Origin of the sequence: Halarcobacter sp., from assembly GCF_963676935.1 — a bacterium.
Classification (GTDB): domain Bacteria; phylum Campylobacterota; class Campylobacteria; order Campylobacterales; family Arcobacteraceae; genus Halarcobacter.
On sequence record NZ_OY781470.1, the window covers coordinates 1,033,037 to 1,058,380 of the forward strand.

Below are 25,344 nucleotides of genomic sequence, written 5' to 3' on the forward strand. Positions count from 1 at the left end.
ATAATCAGCCTCAAAATTTTATAAGGAAAAGTTATGGCATTTACAAAAGATGATTTTAAAAATAAAATTGAAGAGATTCAATCTCAACCTTGGTATAAAGAACCTTTAGGTTTTGGTATTGCAAGAGTTGATAGAGGACAATTAAATAAAGATAAAATTCTACAAGCTACTTATCCTGTAGTAAACTGGAAAGAAAATTATGGTTCAGCAGCAGTTTTCTTAAATGCATTAAAAGAATCAGGTGTTGAAGTAGATACTTCAAAGTCTGAATTTGTATGTAGTGTAAGTGATGAATTTTTAACTTCTTGTATTGAAGTTTTTAGACCATATATTCCAGAAGCAAAAGGATCTGAGCATAGAAATGTTCAAGTTGTTTCACAATTAGCTTCATTACCTATAGATACAGGTTTTTCTGGTGATGATTATAAGATTGTATTTATTTTCGCTGATGAAACAGTTGAGTCTGTAGAAGCTGCATATTTAAAACTATATGCACTTTCAACTGGAAAAGCTGCTCTTAGATCACTTAATTTAAATGGTATTTTTGGAGCACTTCACAATTGTGCATGGGTTGGAAATGAACCTATTGAATTAGATTGGTTAAGAGAGAATGAGATTTCACTAAAATTAAGTGGTAAATATCCAGAAGTTACAATGGTTGATAAGTTCCCAAGATTTTTATCTCATGTAATTCCTGCTGATAATACAAGAATTTTAGAAACTAGTAAAGTTAGATTTGGTGCTCAATTGGCAGCTGGAACAACAGTTATGCCTGGTGCTGCATATATTAACTTTAATGCTGGTACTGAAGGTTCAGTAATGGTTGAGGGAAGAATCTCTTCTTCTGCTGTAGTTGGAGCTGGTTCAGATGTTGGTGGAGGAGCTTCTATTCTTGGTGTTCTTTCTGGAACTGATGGTGTACCTGTTTCTATTGGTGAGAATACACTTCTTGGTGCTAACTCTTGTACTGGTACAGCTATTGGTGATGGATGTATTTTAGATGCAGGTGTAACAATCTTACCAGGAACAAAAATTACTCTTTCTGAAAAAGCTGTAGCAGCAATTGCTGAGATTAATCCAGATAAAGAGATTAAAACACTTATGAGAGGTATGGACTTCTTAGGAGTAAATGGAGTTCACTTTAGACAAAACTCTGTTACAGGGCAAATTATTGCTATGAGAAGTACTAGAGAAGTTAAACTTAACGCTGACCTTCACTAGTAAAAAGATATAAAAGGTGAAAACCTTTTATATCTTTTTTGATTAGTGTAGATTAAAATAGATCTACACTAGTAACTTGTTCCTCTTTAAATCTAACTACTTTATCTCTACCACTATTTTTAGCTTCATAAAGTGCTATATCAGCATTTTTAATTACTGTATCTAGTTTTGTTGAGTCTTGAGGATACATAGATAAACCAATACTTACAGTCTTTTTCAATTTACTTCCTGCATAAACATCAATCTCATTTTCTCTAACTCTTTGGGCAATTTTTTGTGCCACATTTAAAGCATCCTCTTCAGATTTAATATTTACAAGAAGTACAATAAACTCTTCACCACCATATCTAACAACAATATCTGATTCCCTAACTGTATCTTCTAGTATTTGAGCTAATTCTTTTAATACTAAATCCCCAATATCATGGCCATATTCATCATTTACAGCTTTAAAGTGGTCCATATCAAGCATTAAGATACCAATATTTCCATTTTCTCTTTTTATTTGAGGGAGAAGCTTTTTAGAGTGTTCTTCTAAAAATTTTCTATTATATAAACCAGTTAGTCCATCTTTAAATGCAGATTCTTTTAATACTGCCATTAATAATTTAACTTCTATTACGGGAGCAGTTTCAGTTAAATAACTTTTGATAAATGTAACTTTTTCTTTTAATTTTTCTAGTTTTTCTTTTGTATCACATGTGATATGAATAATTAGATAATGACTTTTTGAAATATCAATATTTATACAATAATAGAATTTTTCCGTGTTTGTATAATATTGGCAACTATTATGAAAATCAATAGATACTACATCGTGTTTAGTTCTAGCACATCTACACAATTCAGGTGTACTAGTCATAGTTTTTTCACAATAAAAAGAATCACCATACTCAATAACTTTTCTCATTTTATGTTTTGCTACATCTATTTCAACAAAAGTAAAATTTTCTAAGTCAAATCTATTTATCATAACTTGTTTTAGTCTACAGTAGATTTCATCTAAAGTACTATCAAATTCGATTTGTTTTTTGTATTCAAAAAGATTTGATAAGTTATCGATAATCTCTTTAGATTCTATTAAAGGATTTCTTTGTATATTTGAAGTTTTAAATCCTGTATAAACTTGTAGTTTTTTATCAATATCACTTGTTGTATCTTTAAAAATTTCAAGTAGATTATTATAATCATTTGTAATATGAATAATATCATTTGACAACTCTTTTGGTGCATCAATTTTATCAAATATACCTTGTGTTGCATTTGATATATTTGATTTAAATAGTTCATATAGTCTAAAATATGGCATTATATATTTTTTATTATAAATTAAGAAGAATATAATCGTCAGTAGAATAAATACAGAAACGATATAAATAGATTCAATTCCTATCTCTTTTAGTGTACTTATATCTAAAACTAGTGACACAGCACCTAAGGTTGTTCCTTGTTTTACATTATGACATTGTAAACAATCAATCCCTTTTTCAGCTATGGCATTGTATGGAATAGTAACCCTAACAGTTGTATGGGTTATTGATTCATCAAGTTCATAATACATCTCACCACTATTTAATACTTTTTTATCAATATCATCTTGTGGTAAATCTCTTACATTACCAAATTGTTCATTAACATGATCACTTCTTGATATCCAAAGTTTATTAACATTTTTCATATTTGATATTGATTGGATAAAAGTTCCAACTTGATCCATATTTCCATTAACCATATGTGAAGTTAATCCACTTTTTACAGCTTCAGAAATAGAAACAGCGTTATGAATTGCTGATTTAATACCTGCACTTCTTAAGTTGTATAAACTTAATGCAGTAATTGAGATAGATAATGCAATTACCATTAAAACAGAATTTAAGATTATATTTCGACTCATATTATAAATACCTTTAAGAATATTATTTTATTATAATTTTTCTTAATAGCTTATTTTTATATTCTAAATAAGTCTTTAGGATTTACGTGTTTTTCATTTTTTGTAGCTTGAAAAGTAAGTGTATCATTTACTCTTCCTACAACATAACCTTTTTTTATCCAACGACCAACTTTTAAAGATGGTGATATTTGATCTAAATGTGAGTATATTGTGTGTAATCCATCTTTATGCTGGATTATCACTACATTTTCTAGCATACCAGCATCTTTCTTTGCATATACTATTTTACCATTAAATATTGCTTTTACTTTTGCCTGGGGTTTTTTTGTTTTTAATACAATTGACTCATTAAAAAGCTCAATCTTATATACAGGATCAAAATATTTACCAAACTTTTTAACTACATTAAATGAATCTAAAGGTGCGATTGTTTTTCTTCCTCTATATTTTGTCATTTTTATACCAGAAGTTGATGAACCAATCATTCTAACATCTATATCAATGTCATTTGCATATTTACTATTTCTAGCCTCTTCATCTAAAGTATAATCTTTTTTTGAAGAACTTTTTCTTTTTTTCTTTTTTTGTTTTGCAAGTCTTCTAGCTTTTGCTATTCTAGCTTTTCTTTCTTTTTCTAATTCTTCTTTTTTTAAGATATTAAGTCTACCTAAAAGGTCTTTTAGAGATTCTTGTTTTTGTACAGTCTTTTTTAATTCAGCTTGGTATTCTTTATGTTTTTTTTCTAGGCTAACTAAAGATTTAGAGTATTTCTTTTTTAAAATATTTAGTTCATTTTTTTTCTTTTTCCTATCTTCAATATATGCAGATATTTTTTTAATACGTTTTTGATTTTCTTTTTTATTTTGTGTAATAAGCTCATAGCTATTATTTAGTTTAAGTATTTCATCTTTTGAGTTTTGTGAAAGTATTGAATATATTTCTGAATCTACTAATTCTTTAAGATTACTTTCCCCTGCAAGTTTAAGTGCAATAGAAGAGGAAAAATCATCTATTATAACTTTTATGATTTGTTTTTCATTATCTTCTCTTTTTTTCATTAAAGATTTTGAATCTTCTTGTAGATTGCCTAAAGATTTTTTAGCATCTTCTAATTGTGATTGATGTTTTTTAATATCATTATTTACAATATCAATAACTTTTTCTAATTTACTTAATTCTTGATTTTGATTAGAGATTTGTTTTGCTAATATTTTAACTTGAATATCTGCTTTTTCTTGTTTACTTTTATTTTTTTCCAATATTTGTTTATTTTTTTCAATTTTTTTATCAATAGTTTTAGTAGATGCATCTAAAAAAGAGATAATTAAAATAAAAATAAATAAAAATTTAGTCATGTTTCATTTTATATTTTAAAAGTACACCAATTATAGTTAATATAGAAATACCAAACGATAGAAGAAATATCTTCATAAGTGAATCTTCTATTGTGAGTGTAACTAAAACAATGTTTTCTAAATCATCAGGTAATATAATTCCTATATTTCCAACTAAATATATAAAAATTGCTGAAACTACAAAAAATGATATTAGAGAACTAAATATAGCATATTTCAATATAGTTGCAGAACTATACAAAATAGAGGCACCATGTAACTTTAAAATTGTAATTTTTTCATGATGTTCATAAAACCAAATTCTTATTTGTTTTGAAATCATAATAATTGCAAAAATAGTAATAATAGAAAAAAGTATCATACTTATTTGACTAAGCAGAAGAAGCAGAAGATAGATACTATTGTGATTTTTAGAAAATATTTCTACTTTTCTTATATTTTTATTTTCATAAAGTTCATTTTTAATACTATCTAATTCACTTGTTGTTGGAAAAACTTCTAGTTTTATTTTATAAAAATGTGGAAGTTTTCTTTTTAATAAATCAACTGAAGTACTAGATAAACTTGAACTTATATTTTTTATAATTTTATCATTTTGAAGTGTAATAATCTTATCAACTTTTATATTAGCTAATTGGCTAATATTTTCTTTTATTAAAGGCGTATTTGTGATTATTACAATTGAATAATCATCAGCAATTGTTTTTTTATAGTTATTAAGAATATTTGTAGCAAAAATATAAATAATAAAAGAGATTAACATCGCTGTTAATGGTATTATAAAAGCAAAAGTGTTTTTAAGAAACTTCATAAATAATACCATCTTCTATAGAGAGTTGTTTAAATCTAATACCAAAGTTTTTAGGAACTCTATGGGTTACAACAACAACTGTAATACCCAACTGTTCATTTGCACCTTTTAAAAGATTCCATACCACTTCAGCTGAATAATCATCAAGGTTCCCTGTTGGTTCATCAGCAATTATGATTTTTGGATTATGAGCTAGTGCACGTGCCACTGCAACTCTTTGTTGCTCTCCACCACTTAGTTCATTTGGATAATACCCTTGTCTATGGGCTAATTTTACGTGGGTTAGAAGTTTAATTGCTTGTTCTTTTGAAACATCACTTGAATATCCATTGATTTTAAGAGGAATCATAATATTTTCTTCAATTGTCCACTCTTTTATAAGTTTATAATCTTGAAAAATAATTCCAATATCTTTTCTTAAACGTCTAAGAGGTTTTCCTTTTATTCCAAATACCTCTTGTCCAGCTATATTTAAACTTCCATGTTTTAAAGGAATCTCTCCATAAAATGATTTTAAAAGCGTAGATTTACCACTACCACTTGTCCCACCAATAAATATAAACTCTCTTTCTTTTACTGAAAAATTACCTTTTTTTATAATGTATTTATTTTCATCATAAGAGAGATATATATTTTTAGCTTCAATCATCTTGCAATATCTCTTTTAATTTATTGTGAGCTTTTATATTTGCACTTGTAGGTAGAGGTGTATCCTGAAAATATTTAGCTTTTTTCTCATCTATTAAAATATATTTATTTAAAGGTCTGTCAAAACTTCCATAGGTAACCTGAATAAGTCCCGAATCTCTTTTATCTTCAATAATAAAAATATCTTCAATATGTATAAAGTAATCCTCTTCGACTATTGCCTTTGTACAAATATTTTTGATTATTTTAGAAAACTCAATCTCTTTATTAAAACTAAAATCATACTCAAGACTAATATCTTCATCTAAATTATCACAATAAAGAGTTACATCATAAATATGTTTTCCTTGCTTTTTCCATCTATCTTCATATTTACTTGAAACTTTTAAATCTTTGTTTATATCAATTTCTATTTTACCTTTAGGAAGGTTAGTTAAAAGTTCAGTACAATAATCAAAATATTTTCTACTATCTGTTCTTAATTCTAAAGTCCCACCAATTTTTAATACCCTTAAAGCCTCATTTATAAAAGCATTAGAATATATTCTTCTATGTGGTTTTTTATCCCAAGGTACAGGAAAATGTACAAATATTCTTCCAACTTTATTTGAATTGATAAATTCCATAAAAAGTCTTGCATCATAATTTACAACTAAAACATTTTCTATTTTTTGTATAGTTAATTGTTTTAATAGTTGTTCAATTGATGGTGTATGAATCTCTAATCCAATAAACTGAATATCTGGATTCTCTTTTGCTTGATGTAAAAGATGTCGTCCACTACCAAAACCAATCTCAATTTGTATCTCTTTATCTGTTTGAAAGTCATTAACGAAAAAATCAATATCTTTTAAGTTTTCTTGGTCAGGTTTAACTTTTTGATTAAAGTTTTGAGTATTACTAAAAACTACGTTAGCCTCTACTGTCTCTGCATAAGAATTTATTGCATCTTTAACAATCTGTACAGGAGTAACTCTTGTGACTTTATCTGCTTTTAAAAGTAAACTCTCATCTTTTGATTTAAGAGTTAGGAAAAACTCTTTATTATTGTTTGTAACTGCTATTTTATATTCTGGATTTCTTTTCTTTTGTGTAAAGTTGTAAGACTTTGCAACAAAATCAAAAGAGATATTATTGAATTTTGATGGCGTTACTAATTCTTTTTTATATTTATCAAAAACTATATGCGGCATATATTAATTTTTCTCTTGTAATTTTGGTAACACCAATTCTGTGTTATTTGTTATTTCTGAAACAATTCCATTTTCATCAACTGCTTGTACAGAGTAGCTATACTCTACACCTCTTGCAATATCAGCATCTTCAAATCTTAGAGCTTTTATATTCTCAAATTTAGTAGTTTTTTGTTTGAAAAAAGTCTCTTTTACTGTTTTGTATACTGTATAAGATACTGCTCTATTATCTCCTGGTTGCCAATTTAAAATTGCCTTTTGACCTTGAATTTGTGCTAAAGTCATAATTGGTTTTCTTAATTTAACTAGTGTAGACCCCATCACAGAATTTACATGTTCACTACTTTCTAAACCATCTTTATCAACAGCTCTTATTTTATAAAAATAAACTTTTCCATCTTCGTTTATAAAATCATCATAATTAAAAGTATTTGCATTTACTACATGTAATTTATCAAAACCACTAGTTGCATTATTACTTCTGTATATGTTGTACTTAATTACATCAGAAGATTTTGAAGCTTCCCACGTAATAGATATTTTTCTAGGTAGGTCTCTAGTTGCTGTTACTTTTAATACACTTTCAGGTAAAGGTTTAGTTTGTGCTTGTACAATTTTACTTGGCATTGATTCTAAATCATCATAAGTTAAAGCTGTAATTTTATATTGGTATATTACATTGTCTTCTAAATCCATATCAATATATTCAGCTTGTAATCTTCCATCTATTGTTGTTAAAACTTCCCACTCACTAGTTTCTGGTGAACTTCTTTCTACTTTATATCCATTTACTCTTTCGTTTGAGTGTGGTCTCCATATAATTTTTATTTGTCTTGGAAGATTGGAAATTGCTTGGATAAAAGATACACCCTCCATTAAAGGTAATGTTGAAACTACATAATCATTAGTTGTTTTTGATTCAACTTCACCATCTGTAGCAGCAGAAATTTTATAAACATATTTTGTATTTGGTTCCAAGTCTTCATCAACATAGTGTGTAGTATATCTATTTTCAATTGTATCAATATGCTTTAATTTAGTTCCATCTTTTTGCATATTTGCTCTGTAAAAATGATAACCTACAACTCTTGGGTCATCAACTTTTCTCCACTCAAATGCAATAGAGTTTATATCTGCAATTGATCTTACTGAACTTGAATCTACAACTTCTAGTGTTTCATCAATTTTTGGTTTTTGAGGTTCATTTAATTTATTTTTATAGCTACAACCACTAACTAATAAAATCAAAGTTGCTAATGATGTTAGTTTCATCAATTTTGTCATTAATCTTCTCCATATCAAAATTATTTATTAGGTATTGATGCATATCATCACTAAGCTTAGCTTTGAAGCTCATTTTTTCATTTGTAATTGGGTGAATTAAGTATAAAATATATGCATGCAAATAAAATCTATTTATTTTATTTAATTCGCCCTTAAATCCATATAAATTATCCCCTAATATATGCCTATTTATCGAACTTAGATGAACTCTTATTTGATGAGTTCTTCCTGTGAAAAGTTTACAAGCGATTAACTCACTTTTTTCATTATTTGAAGTCTCAATTTTTGCAAAGGCAGATTTTGCATTTTTGCCATTTTCAACTATTGCCATTTTTAATCTATTGTTAGGGTTTCTTGCAATTGGTTTTTCAATTATTATATTATCTTTGAGAGGTAAATCAAGTATCGCTAGATAATATCTTCCCATACTTTTATCTTCAAGTTGTTTTGAAAGATTTACATGAGCTTCATTTGTTTTTGCTACAACCATCACTCCACTAGTACCTTTATCTAGTCTATGAACAATACCATGTCTCTCTTCTCCACTAATTGTTGATAAAGCTATATTCTTGAGTTTTAGCCAATCAACTAGGGTAGCATCTTTGACACTTGGGGCATCATGCACTGTTAAATTATATGGTTTATTTACCACTAATATATAGTCATCTTCATAGATAATATCTATCTTTTTATCTTTTAATGATTCTTTTATAAACTCTTCATCTTTTACATTTTCAAAAACAGCTTCAGGAAAATTTACTTCAACCTCTTGATTTGGTTTTAATTTAATACCTGGTTTTGATATAGTTTTGCCATCAACTTTTACAAAATCTTTTTTAATAAGTTGTTCAATTTGATTTCTTGAAGCATCAATATGTAAAGTTAAAAATTTATCTAATCTATTTGCTTCTAAAACAATAAAATTTTTATACATTTTTGGGTACTCTTTCATATGCGTTTATTTGATAAAAGAATTATATCTCATTTTGATTATTTACTTATTATATTTATACTACCTTTGGTATTACTTTCATATAATTTGATTAGTGAAACTAATACTACCCTTGCAAATAAACAATTAATATATTTCTCAATATCACTTATAGCTTTTATTGTTGTTTTTATCTTGCCTATTAGAAGAAATATAAGAATAATACCTTTACTTTATTGGATTGGTATTTTTTTACTTTTAGCTGTAGAGTTTTGGGGCGTTACTAAACTTGGAGCAAAAAGATGGTTAAGTCTTCCTTTGATGAGCATGACAATACAACCAAGTGAACTATTTAAACCAGTATTTATACTTATGTTAGGGCATCTAATACAAAATAGACAACCTGAGGAGAGTGGATATAACTTTAAAGATTTTGTTTATTTTTCTTTTTTTATCCTTTTACCATTTTTTCTTATAGCAAAAGAGCCTGATTTAGGTACAGCTTTAGTTTTATTATTAGTTGGATATGGAATTTTATTTATTATTGGAGTAAATTGGAAAATTTGGGCAGGTATATTTTTAGTAATAGGACTTGCTTCACCTTTGATTTATACCTATATGATAAAAGATTATCAGAAAAAAAGGATAAAAGACTTTTTATCAGAAAAACCAAGTTATCAAGTACAACAATCAATTATTGCAATTGGAAATGGTGGATTGTTAGGTAAAGATGCAGAAGATGCAACCCAATCACAATTAAAATTTTTACCTATTGCAACAAGTGATTTTATTTTTGCTTATTTTGTAGAAAGATATGGATTTTTAGGAGCATTTGGATTAATTGTAATATATGCTTTATTGATTTTACACCTCTTGTCCTTGAATTATTATTTTAAAGATGATTTTGTAATACGTAGTTTTGCCTCCGGATTAGGACTATTGATTTTTCTAAATATGAGTGTAAATATTTTGATGGTGATTGGTTATGCACCTGTTGTAGGCTTGCCTTTACCGATGTTTTCATATGGTGGAAGTTCTTTTATAAATTTTATAGTACTATTTGCTATTTTAGAAAATCTATTAGCTTTTAGATTTATGGATATGTATAGTTTTGAGAGGAGATTATAAGTGGAAGCTCAATTATCTTGTTTTATTGGTTTTGAGGATAGTTTTGAAGAATCAAAAGCTGTTCTATTTGGAGCACCTTTTGATGGAACAACATCATTTAAACCGGGAGCTAGATTTGCACCTAGTGCCATGAGGGAAGATTCATGGGGTTTAGAAAGTTATAGCCCATATCTTGATAAGGATTTAGAAGATATAAAACTGTTTGATTATGGTAATTTAGAACTCCCTTTTGGGGATAAGAAAAATGCCCTTAGAATGATTCAAGAAAAAACTCAAGAGATAATTGATGCAGGAAAAATTCCAATTATGATAGGTGGAGAACACCTAGTTTCACTAGCCCCTGTAAAAGCACTAAGTAAAAAATATAAAGATTTAAACATAATTCACTTTGATGCACATACAGATTTAAGAGAAGACTATTTAGGTGAAGCATTAAGTCATGCTACAGTAATCAGAAGAATATATGACCAAGTAGGTGATGGAAATGTAAATCAATTTTGTATAAGAAGTGGACTAAAAGAGGAGTTTGAATGGGCAAAAAAACATACTCACTTAGAAAAGTTTACATACAACACTTTAGAATCATGTGTTAGAAGAATAAAAGACAAACCAGTATATATAACAATAGATTTAGACGTATTTGATCCAGCAGTATTCCCAGGAACAGGAACACCAGAACCAGGTGGAATAAATTTTCACCATATGATGGAGATAATCTCTATATTAAGTAGACTTGAAAATGTAGTAGGGATGGATGTGGTAGAGCTAAGTCCAAAATATGATGCGAGTGGGGTTTCTACAGCTGTTGCTTGTAAGACTTTAAGGGAGCTTGTTTTGGCTACTGTTAAATAGTTGTGGAATAACGGTTGACTTCACCGACAGTTTAACTGTTCTTTGCTAGGTTGATTTTCTCCATTTCTTATTTAATCCTATTCAATAGCTGATTTAGTACTAAATCTAAGTGTGTCATTTATTAAAAACTTATCAATTAAATCTAAAATCTTTACTTTTTGTTCATCAGATTTAGTTCTTGTATTAAGTTCTAAAATAAACTCAATTAATGGTCTTGAATCATAATATCCAGTCTCTTTCGAAGAATCTATTTTTTGTATCAGTTCTTCCAAAAGTTCAAATATTTTTTCAGCAATATTTGTATCTGCATGATATTCATTTTGAAGATACTCAATAAAACTTTTTACATCTTTCTTTATATGAATAGATGATGCTAAACTTTTTACAAATTCAAAATCATCTTGAATAAAATTTAATCCATTCATTTTGACTAAATCCAATGTATAAAAATAGTCATTTTCTTCATTGTTTTTAAATCTTAGAATAATCTGTTTTGATTTTTCAATTTTTTCTTTGTCTTTTGAATGTATTTCTTGTTCAAAAATTTGATGTAACACTCCATGAATAACTTGGGGGTTTGAATCTATTGCTTCATTAAGTAGTTTCTCAAAAATCCCATCATCTTCATTTAAATAGTAAAAATATAAATACATTCCCAAATTATTAATGTAGCTTGAATCTTCTCTATCTTTTACAACTTTTGCAAAAGATATACATTTTCTGATATAAACTACCACTTCTTCTTTAGAAACAAATTTATTCATATATAGATAATGAAAATTTTGCAATGAATAAATTGCCACTTGTCCTATTTTATCTTTTTCAATTAAATCAACCAAGAGCTTTGTAAATAAGGATTTATCAACAGATTCGATATTGCCTATCGTTCTTAGTAAGCCAAATATTACAAAGTCAATATTTTTTGCGATAACATCCTTAATAAGGTCTAAAACTCTCTTTTTAGCATTTTCATCTTCAAATACATATTTATAAACTAAAGGCAATAATTCTGCAAAATCGCCTTCAAAAGAATTTATTGAGCTAGACATGTGGTCATGTATAGTTTGAAACTTAGTTGTATCCCTCACTAAACCTTTATATTTTATATCTTTATTAGATTCTAAAATATCTAATAAACTCACATCAAATTTATTTTTACTAATCAAGTATTTTATAGCTTTGAGTATAGTTCGTTTTAACCATTTATCATCAATATCTGAATACAAATGAATTATTTGTAATACTTTTTCTTCGTTATAATTTGATGCTATAAGTCCGCTTAATCCAGCAGATAAATAATCAGGATGAATATTTTTAGATTTCAACTGTAATAAAAAATCAAAAAACTTATCTGGATTTTCTGTAACATCTTTTTCAAATTGCCTATGATGTTCAGTTTTACCACCTCGTAAGTGAAAGCCTTTATCTTTTCTTGATTGAGTACCATCAAATACGTTCATTGATTGAAGCCAATTACTCAAACTCATTTTTGAGTAAACATCACTACTTAATGGTGTTCCAACCCAGCCATTATTTGATTTATGAGGTTTTTCAAGTTTATACCAATGAAACTTTCTTTGTAGTTCTTGATATTTTTTAAAATAACCAAATTTTTTTATATCATCTATTTCAAGTTGATATAGAAGTTTATATTTTTGTTCGCCTTTATATGTACCATGACATCTACCTGGATAGTAACTATTTTCAAATTCTGGATTCACTTGTATAATTGAATTTAAGATTTCTTTTTGTTCTTTTTCATCAAATAGTCTAAACGACTTCTTTAATAATAATGCAAATTTATATCCGTCATCTTGCCTAAAGGATAATTCTTCTAAAAGCTTTACATTTGTAAATAAGTCCAAAATTTCATTTTTATATTCTTTAGGGTCTTTAGAATATCCAAATATAAGAAATGTAATGAGTGCAAGATAATGAGTATCTTGATAGGGCTTGATAAGTTCTAAAAAACTGTCCTTGTCATCTATAGCTAACTGAGAAACTTTTTTTAGTGTTTTTAAATACAAATTCCATACTGTATATAAATTTTCATGTTGCCACATACCAGAATCAAATATATTGTCAGTAATTAAAAAGTCTTTTTTAGAGTATTCACTTTTAAATTTATTACTGATTTTTTGGATTGATTCTAAAAGCCTTTGTAATATATCTATCTCTTTTTGTTCCAATAAAAATTCAAATATTTCATACCAATCATGGTCTAATAACTCTTTTTTATCATGGTCATCTACTTCCTCAATACGATTATTCAAATAATTGAAAAATAAGTTAATTGAGTATTTTTGATCTAGTAGGTAGATTCTTTTATAAAGCTTTTTCAAGTCATAATAATGAATATCGCCTTCATATAATAAGCTATTATATTTTTTCAATATTTTAAAACTTGTGTTACTCCAGTTATCTAATCTATTTAAACTATTGAGTATTGAAACATTTTTTATTTTCTCTTCACATTGGCAATTATCTAATATGTCAAAAACCAAATCTGTTTCTTTATTTACAAAAGTTTCTAATCTATTTTGTAGGTTGTACTTTTTAAAATTTTCAGTATTAAAAAAACCTGCTTCTTTTAAATGGATTAGCCAATCAGAGGATATCCAGCTCTCAATAAAGTATTTTTCATAATCTGGTTTATCTTTAAAAAGTTTTTGAATAAAAGTAAACTCTTCAACAGTAGGACTTTCTATGCTTCCAAGATAAGAGATTAATAAGAGTTTAATATGGAATCTTATTTCATCTGAATAGAGTATATTTTCAAGTTCAGACAAGTATTTATCCTCATCTGTCCCTCTTAAAAATTGAATAATCTGTTTAAACTGTTCCCTTATAGTTAAGTCTTGAGTAGTTGTTAATATATATTCGTATAGAGACATATCTTTTTGTGCAAAATCCCTTGCAAATACATAATCATAAAAAGTTTGATGAAAAAAAGATATTTTTTTATTTTCCTCTTTTAAAATACCTCTACTCAATAAAAGAGCAATTTCATCCTCAAATTCATCTTCAAAATATAACTTAGGAACTTCTATTTTATTTAATTCATTCATCCTATGAACTATTGATTTTAATAATTCAACAGTATTTTGTCTCAAAGTTTTATCTAAACTTCTATCTTGAATTTTTTGTTCCCAAAATTTTCTGTATAAATCTTGTAAAGTTTTAATAGATATACAACTGTTATCGTTAGGGTATAGCTCTATAAAAATTGAAAAATGTAAAGGTGTTCTTAGTAATTCGACCAAAGTGTTATTTAATTTTGTAGACTCTTTGACATAAGATTTTAGTTTGTTACTAACATAGTCAAAATCTAATAGCTGTGTATTTATAATGTTTGTGCCATCTAAATTTTTAAACAAGGGATCGTTTTTTAAGTCATATTCTCTAATAGAAACAATTACTTTCACATTTGAAATATATTTTAACTGTTCTATGAATTCTAAGATTATGTTAATCACTTTTTTATTTGATGACATTGTTAAAGATAGAGCATCAAGCTGGTCTATTAAAACAATGACTTTTTCTTTTCTTGCTAACTTTTTTATAGAAAGTAAAATGTCATTCACCCCAAAAAATGTAGATAATGACTTTTTATTCTCTATCTCAAACTGATCACTTTTAATGCTTAAACAGGCTGTTTGATTTTTTATAAAACTACTTTGTATTCTACTTAATATTGCTGTTTTACCAATACCTGCTTTGCCAGTTAAAACTAGTAATTTATCATCAAAATTTTCACTATTTATAAAATCAGTTATTTGATTAATTTCAGGCATTTCAATAAAACTATTTTCAATATATAAACTTTCAGAAGAAAGCAATGTCACAGAGTTTTCTTGAAACTTATGTTTAATATCACTTTCTGATAATATATTTTTATCAAATATCTCTGGATAATGCTGTTTAGCAATATCCCAATGTTTTTCAAGTAAACCTTCAATCTCTTCCCAACTCCATACAATAACTGTAAATCCATATTGTATAGTTAAGTCTGTTGCTTTGTCTTGTAAAACTGTGTCTTGTTTAAATGAATTTGCGAAAATGAAAGTATCAATATTAGAGAATTCAGCACTAGCTGACTTTACTTCAGTATCAATATCATCTAAAAGTTCTGCTTGAATCTTTTTATCATCCCTAGCAATTATTTTATTTTTACATTGGTAAACTATTTGTTTTTCGTCTTTAGAAAAAGAGAGTCCATCTATACCATTTTGTTTCTGACCTTTTCTTCCATAGACTTGAAATTCAATACCATACTTTTCTACACATAAATCATTAACTAAAGATTCAAACTCTTTTTCATCTTTTAATGGTAAAAACTGATATTTACTCATGTTGTTTTTTGAATTCCCTATTGAATATTTGTGAATTTATTTAAATATATTTATGCAACCTAACTAATTATTAATAATATATAAAAACATCTAATATCTTAACATTAAAAATGTAAAGATATTAACTCAATTAAGCCTTAAATAGTCTAAATTTAGTGAAATACAAAATAATATAAGAAAAAGTAGAATATTTTTTATGTTAAATTATCAAGGTATATCCTTAATATCTTATCATTTTGTATGACTATTGGATGAAAATCTTAATAGTTTAGCAATATGATAAATATATTATATTGTGTTATTGTGTAACTATTATCAATATATTTGAGTGTGAATAAACTTTTACTGTACGTCTTAACTTATTCCGACTTTCTTTTGTGAAAAAGAAAGTAGCAAAGAAACCATCCCACAGGTTTCGAAGGCGGAAGCTCCCCTCGCGCTTATTAGTTATCCCTTTTGAGTGCCTAAAAACTTGCTAAAATGTGCTCCCAGCACATTTTTTTACGCTTCAGACAGTTTAGTCACTTGTTTTCAAAAGAGATAAATAAACACTCGGCTTCTCAAATGCGGGGATAGGGGATAATGACCTTTTCATTTTTTGGTACCATTTTGTTTGGATTTGTGTAATACTCAAATAGTATGAGAAAGTTCAAGGCTAGGGTATTTTAGTCCAGACTTTGTTGAAGCCGGAAGTTTTCTAATTATTTTCGGAAAAGACCGAGGACCGTTCAACTGGATAAAAGGTACTGAATGTACCTTTTAGGAAGGCGTTCCGCAGGTCAGGAAATAATTATAAAACTGTAGGGAACTTTAGCTTCAACAACCGTCTGGTTGCTTTTTGCCATACTTTTTACAATTAAAAAGTATGAAAGCGTACTCACCTCTGTGAGTACAAGAGACTAAGAGGAGTGTCCAACTCCTCATTAATAAAAGATAATCTATCTTTTATATCCTAAGAATGTTTTTCTATTATAGCTTTTACTTCCTCCAAAAGCTCAATAGAAGCATCTATCTCAGCTTTCCTAATAGCAACACTCTCTATGTTACATCCAACAGGAATCCCTCTTTTTAATCCAAAAGTATATAACTCTTCAAAAATCTTTTTTGAGATTAAAATAGAATCACTTAAGATATCTCCTGATTCTTTTAAATCCTCTTCTAAATAGTTTGGAATACTAATCCCTAACCATTTCATAAAATCAAGTGTTTTTTTACTTCCACAAGGAGTTAGTGTAAAAATAATAGGAACCATTGGAAGATTGTTCTCTTTTACATATTTTACATAATCAGTTAAAAATATTTTTGATGCTTCAACATCATATACACATTGAGTTATAAAAAACTCACAAGAGTTTTCTATCTTTGATGCAACTCTTAAATGTTCATCCTCTTTTTTCTTATGTCTTTCAGGAATAGCAATTCCTCCTAAGCATAGATTGTCATTTACTTCTCTTTTGAGTTTATATGCTTCTTTTAGAGTTAAAGGATTTTTTTGTTCATGTGAAGCAGCTCCAACAAATACTGAATGTACTTGTCCATCTTTTTTTGTAAAATCAAGCCATTTTGTAAATGTTTCAGTGTTATAGTTTCCTACTGCTCTATATACAATTCTTGGTGTTTTCAAATCTTGCAAATAGTTGTGTGAATATTCACAAGGGTCTATAGTTTTAATAAAAGGAAAAGGTCTTTCTTCATCTGTTCTGTCTGATTCATCTTGGATATCGTAAAGTACTAAACCATCCACATCAAGTTTTGATATTCTTTCAGTATGTTTTTTAGCAATCTCTTTTATCTCTTCTTCTGTGTGGTTAACTTTTGGTGGTGTAATACCATATAAAACTATCCCTTTTTCTTTATTCCTAATTTTGTCTGTTAACATTCAATATCCTAATAGTATTTATAAAATTTTGTTATTTTACTTATTTTATAGTTAAAATTGTGTAAAATCAATATGTTCTATAAGTAATAAAAAATCTTATTTTAGTTTTTACTTTTGGTCTTGGATAATCTTTATATGCAAATTCAATAGTTTCTAAAATTGATTTATCATAAAAAGAGTATCTTCCTTTTTGAACTATTCTCAAATCACTTATATCACCATTTGGATAAAGATAAAATTCGACTATATTGTAATCATTTTTTTGTAGTTTTTCTGCAATTGGGGGAAATCTATAATATCTTCTAGTAATAACTACAATATTCTTTAAATTGTTTTGGATAAATACCTTTTGTACATTTGTAAATTTATCATACTCATCTCCATAAGTTTTAATCTGTTTTTGAGTAAAAACATCAAGCATATTTAAATCAACTGGAACAGGATTACTTAACAAAAAGTTTTCAAGACTTCTATTTGGAATAGTTTTTCTTTTTTCTTGTGGTTTAATAGCAACTTTCTTTTTTGCTTTAAATTTCTTAACAACTTTTTTAGGTTTAGAAGAGGGGATTTTTTTAGCTTTTTTTATTGGTTGTTTTTTTTGTTGTGGAACTATTTTCTTTTTTTCTACAACTTTATAATTTTTAGGTTTAGGTATAGGTTTTATTTCTTTTTTAGGTTCTGCTTTAGGGACAACAACTTTTTTAGGCATAAGTTTTACATACCTAAGAGTAGATTTTTTTTCTATTTTTTCCTCTTTTTTCTTTTTAGGTTCCTCTTTTTTTAATTCAATAGGTAGAAAAATAAGTAAGTGTAAAATAATTGATAAAATAAAAGCATATATAATTGGTTTCATAACGGAATTATAGTAGAATAATGCTTTTAAAAAATAAAGAGAAATTTTTTATCATCCATATTTAGATATATGGCAGTTTAATATATAGGACGTAATAATGTTTGAAAACTCAATCAAAGCTTATGAAGATGCAAAAAAAGTTATCCCTGGTGGAGTTGATTCTCCTGTAAGAGCATTTAAATCAGTTGGAGGAACACCACCATTTATTGATAGAGGTGAGGGTGCTTATTTAGTTGATGTTGATGGAAATAGATATTTAGATTTTGTTCAAAGTTGGGGACCACTTATTTTTGGTCATTGTAATGAAGATATTGAAAATGCAGTATTAGATACAGTTAAAAAAGGTTTATCTTTTGGTGCACCAAGTGTTTTAGAGACTCAATTAGCAGTTGAGATTGTAGATATGTATGACAATATTGATAAAGTAAGATTTGTAAGTTCAGGTACGGAAGCAACTATGTCAGCAATTAGACTAGCTCGTGGTGTAACTGGTAAAAACAATATATTAAAATTTGAAGGGTGTTATCACGGTCACTCTGATTCTTTATTAGTGCAAGCTGGTTCAGGACTTGCTACATTTGGAACACCAAGTTCTCCAGGAGTACCAGCAGATTTTACAAAACATACTATTGTATGTGAGTTTAATAATATAGAAAATCTAAGACAATGTTTTAAAGATTCAGATGATATTGCTTGTATCATAATTGAGCCAATTGCAGGAAACATGGGATTAGTTCCAGCAAGTGAAGAGTTTTTAGCTGAGTGTAGAAAACTTTGTAATGAAAATGGAACTTTATTAATCCTTGATGAAGTTATGTCTGGATTTAGAGCTAGTTTAACGGGAGCTCATGGGGTAATAAATGTAAAAGCTGATATTATCACTTTTGGTAAAGTTATTGGTGCTGGTATGCCTGTTGGTGCTTTTGCTTCAACAAGTGATATTATGGAACAACTTTCACCAAATGGAGCAATTTATCAAGCAGGAACATTAAGTGGAAATCCAGTAGCTATGGCAGCAGGTTTAACAAGTCTTAAAAAACTAAAAGCAAATCCAGAGATTTATGATGAATTAGAAAGAAAGTCTAAAAAGTTAGTAAATGGATTAAAAGAGGTTGCAGACAAAAATGGTGTAGCACTTCAAGTTGACACAAGAGGAAGTATGTTTGGTTTCTTCTTTGCTGAAAAAATGCCAACTAATTTTAGTGAAGTAAGTAACTTATGTGATTTTGATAGATTTGCTAAATTTCATCATGAAATGATTAAAAAAGGTTTCTATTTTGCTTGTTCACAATATGAAGTAGGGTTTATGTCTACTGTAATTACTGATGAAGAGATTGATGCTTGCATTAATGCAGCAGATGATATTATGAAGAACTTCTAAGGAGAAAACAATGAGTTTTATTGAAAAAAATGTTGATTTGCTGAAAAAAGCAAATATCTATTTTGATGGAAGAGTTACAAGTAGAAACTACACTGATAGCGATGGAGTTATAAAATCACTTGGTATTATGTTACAAGGTGAATATACTTTTAATACAAAAGCAGCTGAAAAAATGGAAATAATCTCTGGAAAAGTTGAAGTATTATTATCAGGTATGGAGAGTAATTGGGAAACTTATGAGGCTGGAGATATTTTTGAGGTTCCAGCTAATTCAAGTTTTGAAATAAAAGTTGAAGATATAACTGATTATTGTTGTACATACTTATAAAATAGGAATATCATGGAAAATAAAGAAGAGAATCAAGTTCCTAAACATAGAGGTAAATTACAAGCATTAGATAATTTATCTTTAGGTATATCTCTTGTTGCTGCCGTGGCAATTGGTTTTGGTATAGGTTATGGTTTAAAAGAACTAACTGGTTATGAATGGACTTTATGGTTAGGTTTATTTTGGGGTATTGCAGCTGCTGTACTTAATGTCTATAAAGCATATAAAAGAGCTATGAAAGAGTATGAAGGTTTAGAAAATGACCCAAGATACTCTTATAGAGCAAAACACGGTGATAAATCTTTCGACGACGAAGATGAATAATATTTTTAGATTTGCAAAGGTCTTTGTATTAGTTGACCTTTGCTTTATAATATACTGCTTAGTTTTTCAAGATTCCTTATGGCTTTTAAATACTCAAATAGCCTTTTTAGGTTCACTATTTGTCACGCTGGCTTCTTTTCTTTCATATAAAAGAAATGTAAGTAATAGATTATCAAACTTTGATTATTCAAAAGAGATAAAAGGTGATGATAGAGATAAAGTTGATGAGATAGATGACCCTTTTGATTTATATAGTGAGTATGAAGAGATTCCCCAAGAGGAATTGACTCCTGAAAAAATTAAAGAGATAATCAAAGAGGAAAAAACAAAAGTTAAAAAGAATTCATTGAAAAATACAGTTTTCTCTGCTAGTGGCTTTGTTTCTATTTATAGAATCTTAGGTTATGGGGCTTTAGTTTTTGGATTTTTTGCCTTGAATAACAATAAACTACTTCTACCAATCCCATTTTTAATAGGATTGGCAATAGTACCAATTTCTGTTTTAGTGTCTAAACTTACTTTAAAATCAGGGGAAGATCAATAGTGATTTTATCTTCATCTTTTGTTACTATAAATGATGCATTTTCATCTTTATAGTCAAAAGTTGAGATATCACATTTACTATTAGATAAAACCTCTACACTAATAATAGAGTGTTTTTCTCCCTCTATTCTAATATATTCACCAATTTTTAATATAACTGATGTTGTAAGCATTTCTGATGTATCAAAAGCATCATAAATAAGATTAAGTGCTTTAATAAACTCACTAGCATTTATTTTAAATTCTGGAATTGAAGGGTCATAATTTTTTATAAACCTTGCTTGAGATTTAATTTTTTTACTAGATATTGCTAAATCAACAAGTGTAAATATATTTGTAATATTTGTGTTTTTAGTACTTAATTGTGAATCTTTTTTAACCATAGCACTTTTATAAAGTTTCATATGGATTTCATCTTCATCATTATATTTAACTGTAATTGCATAAAAAGTATAGTTTTTTATAGATAAATCAATGTAAGTACTCTCTACACCATAAGTTTTTGGTGCATACTTTAATGCTAAATCAAAAAGCTCTTTTTGCTTAATTCTACTAAGCAAAAATTGAGCCTCATGATTAGAGTAAGTTAATTTTCCTGCTGAGGAAAAAGATATTATTGGGTTAAGGTCTAACTCAACCCATTCTTCGTAAAAGTTCATATTAGCTCTCTACGTAATTTTTAAGGTTTTTACCAACTTTTGGATGTTTTAATTTTTTAATTGCACTTGATTCAATTTGTCTAACTCTTTCTCTTGTTACAGAAAGTTCTTTACCAATCTCTTCAAGTGTTCTATCTGATGCATCATCCATAAGACCAAATCTCATTCTAACAACTGCTTGTTCTCTCTCATTTAACTGAGCTAAAATTTGATCTATTTGACCTTGTAAATCCTCTTTCATGATATTATCAACTGGAGTTGGTGCCTTTTCATCAGGTACAAAATCTCCAAATTTACCATCATCATCTGAACCAATAGGCGCTTCAAGTGATACAGGCTCTTTAGTGATTTTAATTACTTGTTTAACTTTGTCAACTGGCAGTGCAACCTCTTTTGCAATCTCTTCTACATCCGGTTCTTTACCATTTTCTTGAATACCTTTTCTAATGATTTTATTGATTCTATTAATAGTTTCAATCATATGAATAGGGATTCTAATAGTTCTTGCTTGGTCGGCAATTGCTCTTGATATAGCTTGTCTAATCCACCATGTTGCATAAGTAGAGAATTTATAACCTTTTTTATATTCAAACTTGTCAACAGCTTTCATAAGACCAATATTACCCTCTTGGATAAGGTCTAAGAATGGTAACCCTCTATTTGTGTATCTTTTTGCAATAGATACAACAAGTCTAAGGTTTGATTTAGCCATTCTTGTTTTAGCCTTATCTGTAATTCTTTTACCACGTTTAATTTGCTCAAGAACATCCAGTAACTCTTCTGGCTCTAAATCAAATCCACCTTTACTAGCTTCTGCTGTTTGGAAAAGCTTTTTAATTTCCATGTAAGTAGAAACCATAGTAGCTTCTGGAACCATTGATGTAATTTGTACTTTAGAAAGATTTACAATGTTATCTAAAATCTTTTGGTGATTTTTAAGAAGAATATCATTAAAAAGTGGAAGTTTATATTCTAACTTTTTAAGTTCTGTTTCAAAACCTGATTCTGATTTAAGTGCAGTTTCCATAGCTCTTACTATTTCACTAATAAGTTTAGAAGTTGGACCTAAATCTAATAAAGCTTCTTTTAATACTCTTTTTTTGAATGCAACTGCAAGGTTAAATTGCATTTGGTCAACATCACCATCAGATTTTGGCTCTTCTTTCGCTTGAAATTTTAACCAGTCTTTTTTCGCTTTTTCTAAAACTTTAAAAGCAGCAATAATAGTCTCTGCTCTTTTATCAAGTTTTTTTGTAGCTTTTTTTGAAGAGCTATCTTCATCTTCAGATTCAACATCATCATTTTCATCTGAATCATCATCATCACTGTCATTGGCATCATCTGAATCTTCATCATCAAAGTTTCTGAAAAGCTCTTTAACTTTTCTTTCTCTGTTTACTAAAGGTTCTTTATATTCTAAAATAAAGTCAATTAAGTACGGTACATAACAAATGGCATCAAGGATAACATCCTCTCCCATTTCTATTTTTTTAGAGATTTCAATCTCTTCCTCTTTTGTTAGAAGTGGGATTTGTCCCATCTCTCTAAGATACATTCTAACAGGAGAGTCAGATCTTGACCATTCAAGAAGTTCTTTACTTTTTAATAAGTCAAAAACATCTTCATCATTTTCTTTTAATTTGTTTCTTAAATCCTCTTTTTTCTTCGCTTCTTCAGCATTCATTCTTTTTGCTTGTTCTTGTGAGCTAATTAAAGTTACATTGTATAGTTGAACAAGAGCTAAAAGTTTTTTTATGTTTGCTGATGAAGGAGCTTTAGGAAAGATTTTGATAAGTTTTTCATAAGTAAGAATTGAATCTTTGTATTCTTTTACAATATTTTCAATATCTTTATTTAAATCTTTAGTACTCATAAATGGGTGTTCCTCATATGTTGAAAGATAAGTCAGATATTATACCGAAATTTTTTAAAAATCTCTTTAAGAGAGTCTCTTTAATCTATAATTTTTAAAATTTTAGGTAAAATGCAAAGTTTTAGAAAATGAAATTAAAAAAAAAGTACTAAACTTAAGGAAATAAAATATGAGTAAGATTACTGGAAAAGTTTGGAATTTTGGGGCAAATATAGATACTGATGTTATCATTGCTGCAAGATATTTAAATAGTTCAGATCCAGAACATTTAGCAAAATATGTAATGGAAGACGCAGATCCTGATTTCCCAAAAAAATTACAAAAAGGTGATATTATTGTTGCTGGTGAAAATTTTGGTTGTGGTTCAAGTAGGGAACATGCTCCAATCGCACTAAAAGCTGCTGGAGTTGCTGCTGTAGTTGCTCCATCATTTGCAAGAATTTTTTATAGAAATGCATTTAATATGGGACTTCCAATTTTTGAATTACCTGAAGCATTGGAAATTAAAGAGGGTGAGGAGATTTCAATTGATTTAGCTGAAGGAATTATTACAAATAATACTCAAAATAAAACATATAAATTTATTCCAATTCCTGAATTTATGCAAGAATTAATTCAAACTGGTGGATTAATCAATTATGCAAAAGCTGAAATGAAAAAGGAAAACTAATAATGAAAAAATATGATATCTCTATAATCAAAGGTGATGGTATTGGTCCAGAAATTGTTGATGAAGCAATTAAAGTTTTAGATGCAGTTTCATACTCTTGTGGATTTACTTTAGAATATAAAGAGTATTTAATGGGTGGAATTGCTATTGATGTTACAGGAACACCTTTACCTGATGAGACGGTAACAGGAGTATTAAACTCAGATGCTTGCCTTTTTGGTGCTATTGGTGGAGAAAAATGGGACACTCTTCCTAGAAATTTAAGACCAGAAACTGGACTTTTAAATTTCAGAGAAAAAATGGGTGTTTTTGCAAACCTTAGACCAGCAATTATTTATGATGAATTAGTTAATGCTTCAACACTTAAACCAGAAGTGATTGAGGGTGTTGATATTATGGTTGTAAGGGAATTAATTGGTGGGATATATTTTGGTCAACCAAGAGAAAATGACGGGTTTAAAGCATTTAATACTATGGTATATACAAAACCAGAGATTGAAAGAATTGGGAAACAAGCTTTTGAATTAGCAATGAAAAGAGATAAAAAAGTTTGTTCAGTTGATAAAGCAAATGTTCTTGAGGTTTCTCAACTTTGGAGAGATACTATGGAAGAGATTGCTAAAGGTTACCCAGAAGTTGAATTATCTCATATGTATGTTGATAATGCAGCCATGCAACTTGTAAGAAATCCAAAACAATTTGATGTTATTGTAACTGGAAATATTTTTGGAGATATCCTTTCTGATACTGCTTCAATGGTAGTTGGTTCAATTGGATTATTACCTTCAGCTTCAACTGGTGAAAAAACTGCTATTTATGAACCAATTCATGGTTCAGCTCCTGATATTGCAGGGCAAGGTATTGCAAATCCTATCGCAACAATTGAGAGTGCAGCTATGATGCTTAGATATTCACTTGGTGAAGATGAAGCATCAGATAAAATTGATGCAGCAATTAAAAAAGCACTTAAAGATGGATATAGAACAAAAGATTTAGCTGCTTATGACGCTAAAGAAGTAGTTTCAACTGCAGAAATGGGTGATATAATCGCAAATAATGTTACACTAGTATAAATAGTTTAGGACACTTGTCCTAAACGTATCTTTCAACCTCTTGAAATCCATTTATTTATAAATTATATGTTAAAATGTTTATTTACTCTTAA

Annotated in this window: 21 protein-coding genes; 9 read left to right on the forward strand and 12 right to left on the reverse strand. The window is 28.2% G+C overall.

Annotation, left to right across the window (positions count from 1 at the left end):
• Positions 1-33 precede the first annotated feature (33 nt).
• Complete coding sequence (locus tag ACKU4C_RS05110) at positions 34-1,221, forward strand: tetrahydrodipicolinate N-succinyltransferase N-terminal domain-containing protein (RefSeq protein WP_321315022.1); 1,188 nt, start codon at positions 34-36, stop codon at positions 1,219-1,221.
• Between the two features lie 52 nt (positions 1,222-1,273).
• Here the strand turns inward: ACKU4C_RS05110 and ACKU4C_RS05115 are convergent, their stop codons facing one another.
• From ACKU4C_RS05115 to ACKU4C_RS05145, 7 genes are read right to left on the reverse strand one after another with little or no spacing between them, the layout of a single operon-like run.
• Entirely contained in the window at positions 1,274-3,115 is a 1,842-nt protein-coding gene (locus ACKU4C_RS05115) for a GGDEF domain-containing protein (RefSeq protein ID WP_321315024.1), read from the reverse strand.
• Positions 3,116-3,171: 56 nt separating this feature from the next.
• On the reverse strand, positions 3,172-4,470 hold the full coding sequence (locus tag ACKU4C_RS05120; protein WP_321315027.1) for a peptidoglycan DD-metalloendopeptidase family protein: 1,299 nt from the start codon (positions 4,468-4,470) through the stop codon (positions 3,172-3,174).
• The gene (locus tag ACKU4C_RS05125; RefSeq protein WP_321315029.1) at positions 4,463-5,281 is read right to left on the reverse strand and encodes a cell division protein FtsX; all 819 of its coding nucleotides are present in this window, start codon (positions 5,279-5,281) and stop codon (positions 4,463-4,465) included. The genes ACKU4C_RS05120 and ACKU4C_RS05125 overlap by 8 nt, the downstream gene beginning before the upstream one ends.
• Positions 5,268-5,930, reverse strand: coding sequence for an ABC transporter ATP-binding protein (locus tag ACKU4C_RS05130; RefSeq protein ID WP_321315031.1), 663 nt, complete (start codon positions 5,928-5,930; stop codon positions 5,268-5,270). Before ACKU4C_RS05130 ends, ACKU4C_RS05125 begins: the two co-directional genes overlap by 14 nt.
• Positions 5,923-7,122 carry a tRNA (guanosine(46)-N7)-methyltransferase TrmB gene (gene trmB / locus ACKU4C_RS05135; protein WP_321315034.1) on the reverse strand — a complete coding sequence of 400 codons (1,200 nt, stop codon included), beginning with the start codon at positions 7,120-7,122 and terminating at the stop codon, positions 5,923-5,925. The genes ACKU4C_RS05130 and trmB overlap by 8 nt, the downstream gene beginning before the upstream one ends.
• Before the next feature lie 3 nt (positions 7,123-7,125).
• Positions 7,126-8,406: a hypothetical protein gene (locus tag ACKU4C_RS05140; RefSeq protein WP_321315036.1), complete on the reverse strand. Its 1,281-nt coding sequence runs from the start codon at positions 8,404-8,406 to the stop codon at positions 7,126-7,128.
• The gene (locus ACKU4C_RS05145) at positions 8,354-9,340 is read right to left on the reverse strand and encodes an RluA family pseudouridine synthase (protein WP_321315039.1); all 987 of its coding nucleotides are present in this window, start codon (positions 9,338-9,340) and stop codon (positions 8,354-8,356) included. The genes ACKU4C_RS05140 and ACKU4C_RS05145 overlap by 53 nt, the downstream gene beginning before the upstream one ends.
• 18 nt (positions 9,341-9,358) lie before the next feature.
• On the opposite strand from ACKU4C_RS05145, the gene ACKU4C_RS05150 reads away from it, so the two are divergent.
• Positions 9,359-10,465: an FtsW/RodA/SpoVE family cell cycle protein gene (locus ACKU4C_RS05150; RefSeq protein ID WP_321315041.1), complete on the forward strand. Its 1,107-nt coding sequence runs from the start codon at positions 9,359-9,361 to the stop codon at positions 10,463-10,465.
• Positions 10,466-11,317 (forward strand): agmatinase, encoded by an 852-nt coding sequence (gene speB, locus ACKU4C_RS05155; RefSeq protein ID WP_321315042.1) that lies wholly within the window; start codon positions 10,466-10,468, stop codon positions 11,315-11,317.
• Positions 11,318-11,394: 77 nt separating this feature from the next.
• Here the strand turns inward: speB and ACKU4C_RS05160 are convergent, their stop codons facing one another.
• The 3 genes from ACKU4C_RS05160 to ACKU4C_RS05170 form a co-directional block, all read right to left on the reverse strand.
• Complete coding sequence (locus ACKU4C_RS05160) at positions 11,395-15,669, reverse strand: ATP-binding protein (RefSeq protein WP_321315044.1); 4,275 nt, start codon at positions 15,667-15,669, stop codon at positions 11,395-11,397.
• A gap of 952 nt (positions 15,670-16,621) precedes the next feature.
• Positions 16,622-17,548: a methylenetetrahydrofolate reductase gene (locus ACKU4C_RS05165; RefSeq protein ID WP_321315046.1), complete on the reverse strand. Its 927-nt coding sequence runs from the start codon at positions 17,546-17,548 to the stop codon at positions 16,622-16,624.
• A 67-nt stretch (positions 17,549-17,615) separates the two neighbouring features.
• Positions 17,616-18,401: an energy transducer TonB gene (locus ACKU4C_RS05170; RefSeq protein ID WP_321315048.1), complete on the reverse strand. Its 786-nt coding sequence runs from the start codon at positions 18,399-18,401 to the stop codon at positions 17,616-17,618.
• Between the two features lie 97 nt (positions 18,402-18,498).
• Here ACKU4C_RS05170 and hemL point away from each other — a divergent pair, with 97 nt between their 5' ends.
• From hemL to ACKU4C_RS05190, 4 genes are read left to right on the forward strand one after another with little or no spacing between them, the layout of a single operon-like run.
• On the forward strand, positions 18,499-19,782 hold the full coding sequence (gene hemL, locus ACKU4C_RS05175; RefSeq protein WP_321315050.1) for a glutamate-1-semialdehyde 2,1-aminomutase: 1,284 nt from the start codon (positions 18,499-18,501) through the stop codon (positions 19,780-19,782).
• Positions 19,783-19,792: 10 nt separating this feature from the next.
• The gene (locus tag ACKU4C_RS05180) at positions 19,793-20,110 is read left to right on the forward strand and encodes a pyrimidine/purine nucleoside phosphorylase (RefSeq protein ID WP_321315052.1); all 318 of its coding nucleotides are present in this window, start codon (positions 19,793-19,795) and stop codon (positions 20,108-20,110) included.
• Positions 20,111-20,122: 12 nt separating this feature from the next.
• The gene (locus ACKU4C_RS05185) at positions 20,123-20,434 is read left to right on the forward strand and encodes an AtpZ/AtpI family protein (protein ID WP_321315053.1); all 312 of its coding nucleotides are present in this window, start codon (positions 20,123-20,125) and stop codon (positions 20,432-20,434) included.
• On the forward strand, positions 20,427-20,978 hold the full coding sequence (locus ACKU4C_RS05190) for a hypothetical protein (RefSeq protein ID WP_321315054.1): 552 nt from the start codon (positions 20,427-20,429) through the stop codon (positions 20,976-20,978). The genes ACKU4C_RS05185 and ACKU4C_RS05190 overlap by 8 nt, the downstream gene beginning before the upstream one ends.
• On the opposite strand, the gene ACKU4C_RS05195 is transcribed toward ACKU4C_RS05190, so the two are convergent.
• Positions 20,950-21,636 carry a hypothetical protein gene (locus ACKU4C_RS05195; protein ID WP_321315056.1) on the reverse strand — a complete coding sequence of 229 codons (687 nt, stop codon included), beginning with the start codon at positions 21,634-21,636 and terminating at the stop codon, positions 20,950-20,952. The two genes, ACKU4C_RS05190 and ACKU4C_RS05195, sit on opposite strands and share 29 nt — an antisense overlap.
• Before the next feature lies 1 nt (position 21,637).
• Complete coding sequence (gene rpoD / locus ACKU4C_RS05200; RefSeq protein WP_321315057.1) at positions 21,638-23,509, reverse strand: RNA polymerase sigma factor RpoD; 1,872 nt, start codon at positions 23,507-23,509, stop codon at positions 21,638-21,640.
• 169 nt (positions 23,510-23,678) lie between these two features.
• Here rpoD and ACKU4C_RS05205 point away from each other — a divergent pair, with 169 nt between their 5' ends.
• Both ACKU4C_RS05205 and leuB read left to right on the forward strand, forming a co-directional pair.
• The gene (locus ACKU4C_RS05205) at positions 23,679-24,179 is read left to right on the forward strand and encodes a 3-isopropylmalate dehydratase small subunit (RefSeq protein WP_321315058.1); all 501 of its coding nucleotides are present in this window, start codon (positions 23,679-23,681) and stop codon (positions 24,177-24,179) included.
• Positions 24,180-24,181: 2 nt separating this feature from the next.
• On the forward strand, positions 24,182-25,252 hold the full coding sequence (gene leuB, locus ACKU4C_RS05210; protein WP_321315059.1) for a 3-isopropylmalate dehydrogenase: 1,071 nt from the start codon (positions 24,182-24,184) through the stop codon (positions 25,250-25,252).
• The last annotated feature ends 92 nt before the right edge of the window (positions 25,253-25,344 follow it).

What these genes read in the sequence shown, in the direction of transcription:
- ACKU4C_RS05110 (WP_321315022.1), top strand. Translation starts at nt 34, where the DNA reads ATGGCATTTACAAAAGATGATTTTAAAAATAAAATTGAAGAGATTCAA.
- ACKU4C_RS05115 (WP_321315024.1), bottom strand. Translation starts at nt 3,115, where the DNA reads ATGAGTCGAAATATAATCTTAAATTCTGTTTTAATGGTAATTGCATTA.
- ACKU4C_RS05120 (WP_321315027.1), bottom strand. Translation starts at nt 4,470, where the DNA reads ATGACTAAATTTTTATTTATTTTTATTTTAATTATCTCTTTTTTAGAT.
- ACKU4C_RS05125 (WP_321315029.1), bottom strand. Translation starts at nt 5,281, where the DNA reads ATGAAGTTTCTTAAAAACACTTTTGCTTTTATAATACCATTAACAGCG.
- ACKU4C_RS05130 (WP_321315031.1), bottom strand. Translation starts at nt 5,930, where the DNA reads ATGATTGAAGCTAAAAATATATATCTCTCTTATGATGAAAATAAATAC.
- trmB (WP_321315034.1), bottom strand. Translation starts at nt 7,122, where the DNA reads ATGCCGCATATAGTTTTTGATAAATATAAAAAAGAATTAGTAACGCCA.
- ACKU4C_RS05140 (WP_321315036.1), bottom strand. Translation starts at nt 8,406, where the DNA reads ATGACAAAATTGATGAAACTAACATCATTAGCAACTTTGATTTTATTA.
- ACKU4C_RS05145 (WP_321315039.1), bottom strand. Translation starts at nt 9,340, where the DNA reads ATGTATAAAAATTTTATTGTTTTAGAAGCAAATAGATTAGATAAATTT.
- ACKU4C_RS05150 (WP_321315041.1), top strand. Translation starts at nt 9,359, where the DNA reads ATGCGTTTATTTGATAAAAGAATTATATCTCATTTTGATTATTTACTT.
- ACKU4C_RS05160 (WP_321315044.1), bottom strand. Translation starts at nt 15,669, where the DNA reads ATGAGTAAATATCAGTTTTTACCATTAAAAGATGAAAAAGAGTTTGAA.
- ACKU4C_RS05165 (WP_321315046.1), bottom strand. Translation starts at nt 17,548, where the DNA reads ATGTTAACAGACAAAATTAGGAATAAAGAAAAAGGGATAGTTTTATAT.
- ACKU4C_RS05170 (WP_321315048.1), bottom strand. Translation starts at nt 18,401, where the DNA reads ATGAAACCAATTATATATGCTTTTATTTTATCAATTATTTTACACTTA.
- hemL (WP_321315050.1), top strand. Translation starts at nt 18,499, where the DNA reads ATGTTTGAAAACTCAATCAAAGCTTATGAAGATGCAAAAAAAGTTATC.
- ACKU4C_RS05180 (WP_321315052.1), top strand. Translation starts at nt 19,793, where the DNA reads ATGAGTTTTATTGAAAAAAATGTTGATTTGCTGAAAAAAGCAAATATC.
- ACKU4C_RS05185 (WP_321315053.1), top strand. Translation starts at nt 20,123, where the DNA reads ATGGAAAATAAAGAAGAGAATCAAGTTCCTAAACATAGAGGTAAATTA.
- ACKU4C_RS05190 (WP_321315054.1), top strand. Translation starts at nt 20,427, where the DNA reads ATGAATAATATTTTTAGATTTGCAAAGGTCTTTGTATTAGTTGACCTT.
- ACKU4C_RS05195 (WP_321315056.1), bottom strand. Translation starts at nt 21,636, where the DNA reads ATGAACTTTTACGAAGAATGGGTTGAGTTAGACCTTAACCCAATAATA.
- rpoD (WP_321315057.1), bottom strand. Translation starts at nt 23,509, where the DNA reads ATGAGTACTAAAGATTTAAATAAAGATATTGAAAATATTGTAAAAGAA.
- ACKU4C_RS05205 (WP_321315058.1), top strand. Translation starts at nt 23,679, where the DNA reads ATGAGTAAGATTACTGGAAAAGTTTGGAATTTTGGGGCAAATATAGAT.
- leuB (WP_321315059.1), top strand. Translation starts at nt 24,182, where the DNA reads ATGAAAAAATATGATATCTCTATAATCAAAGGTGATGGTATTGGTCCA.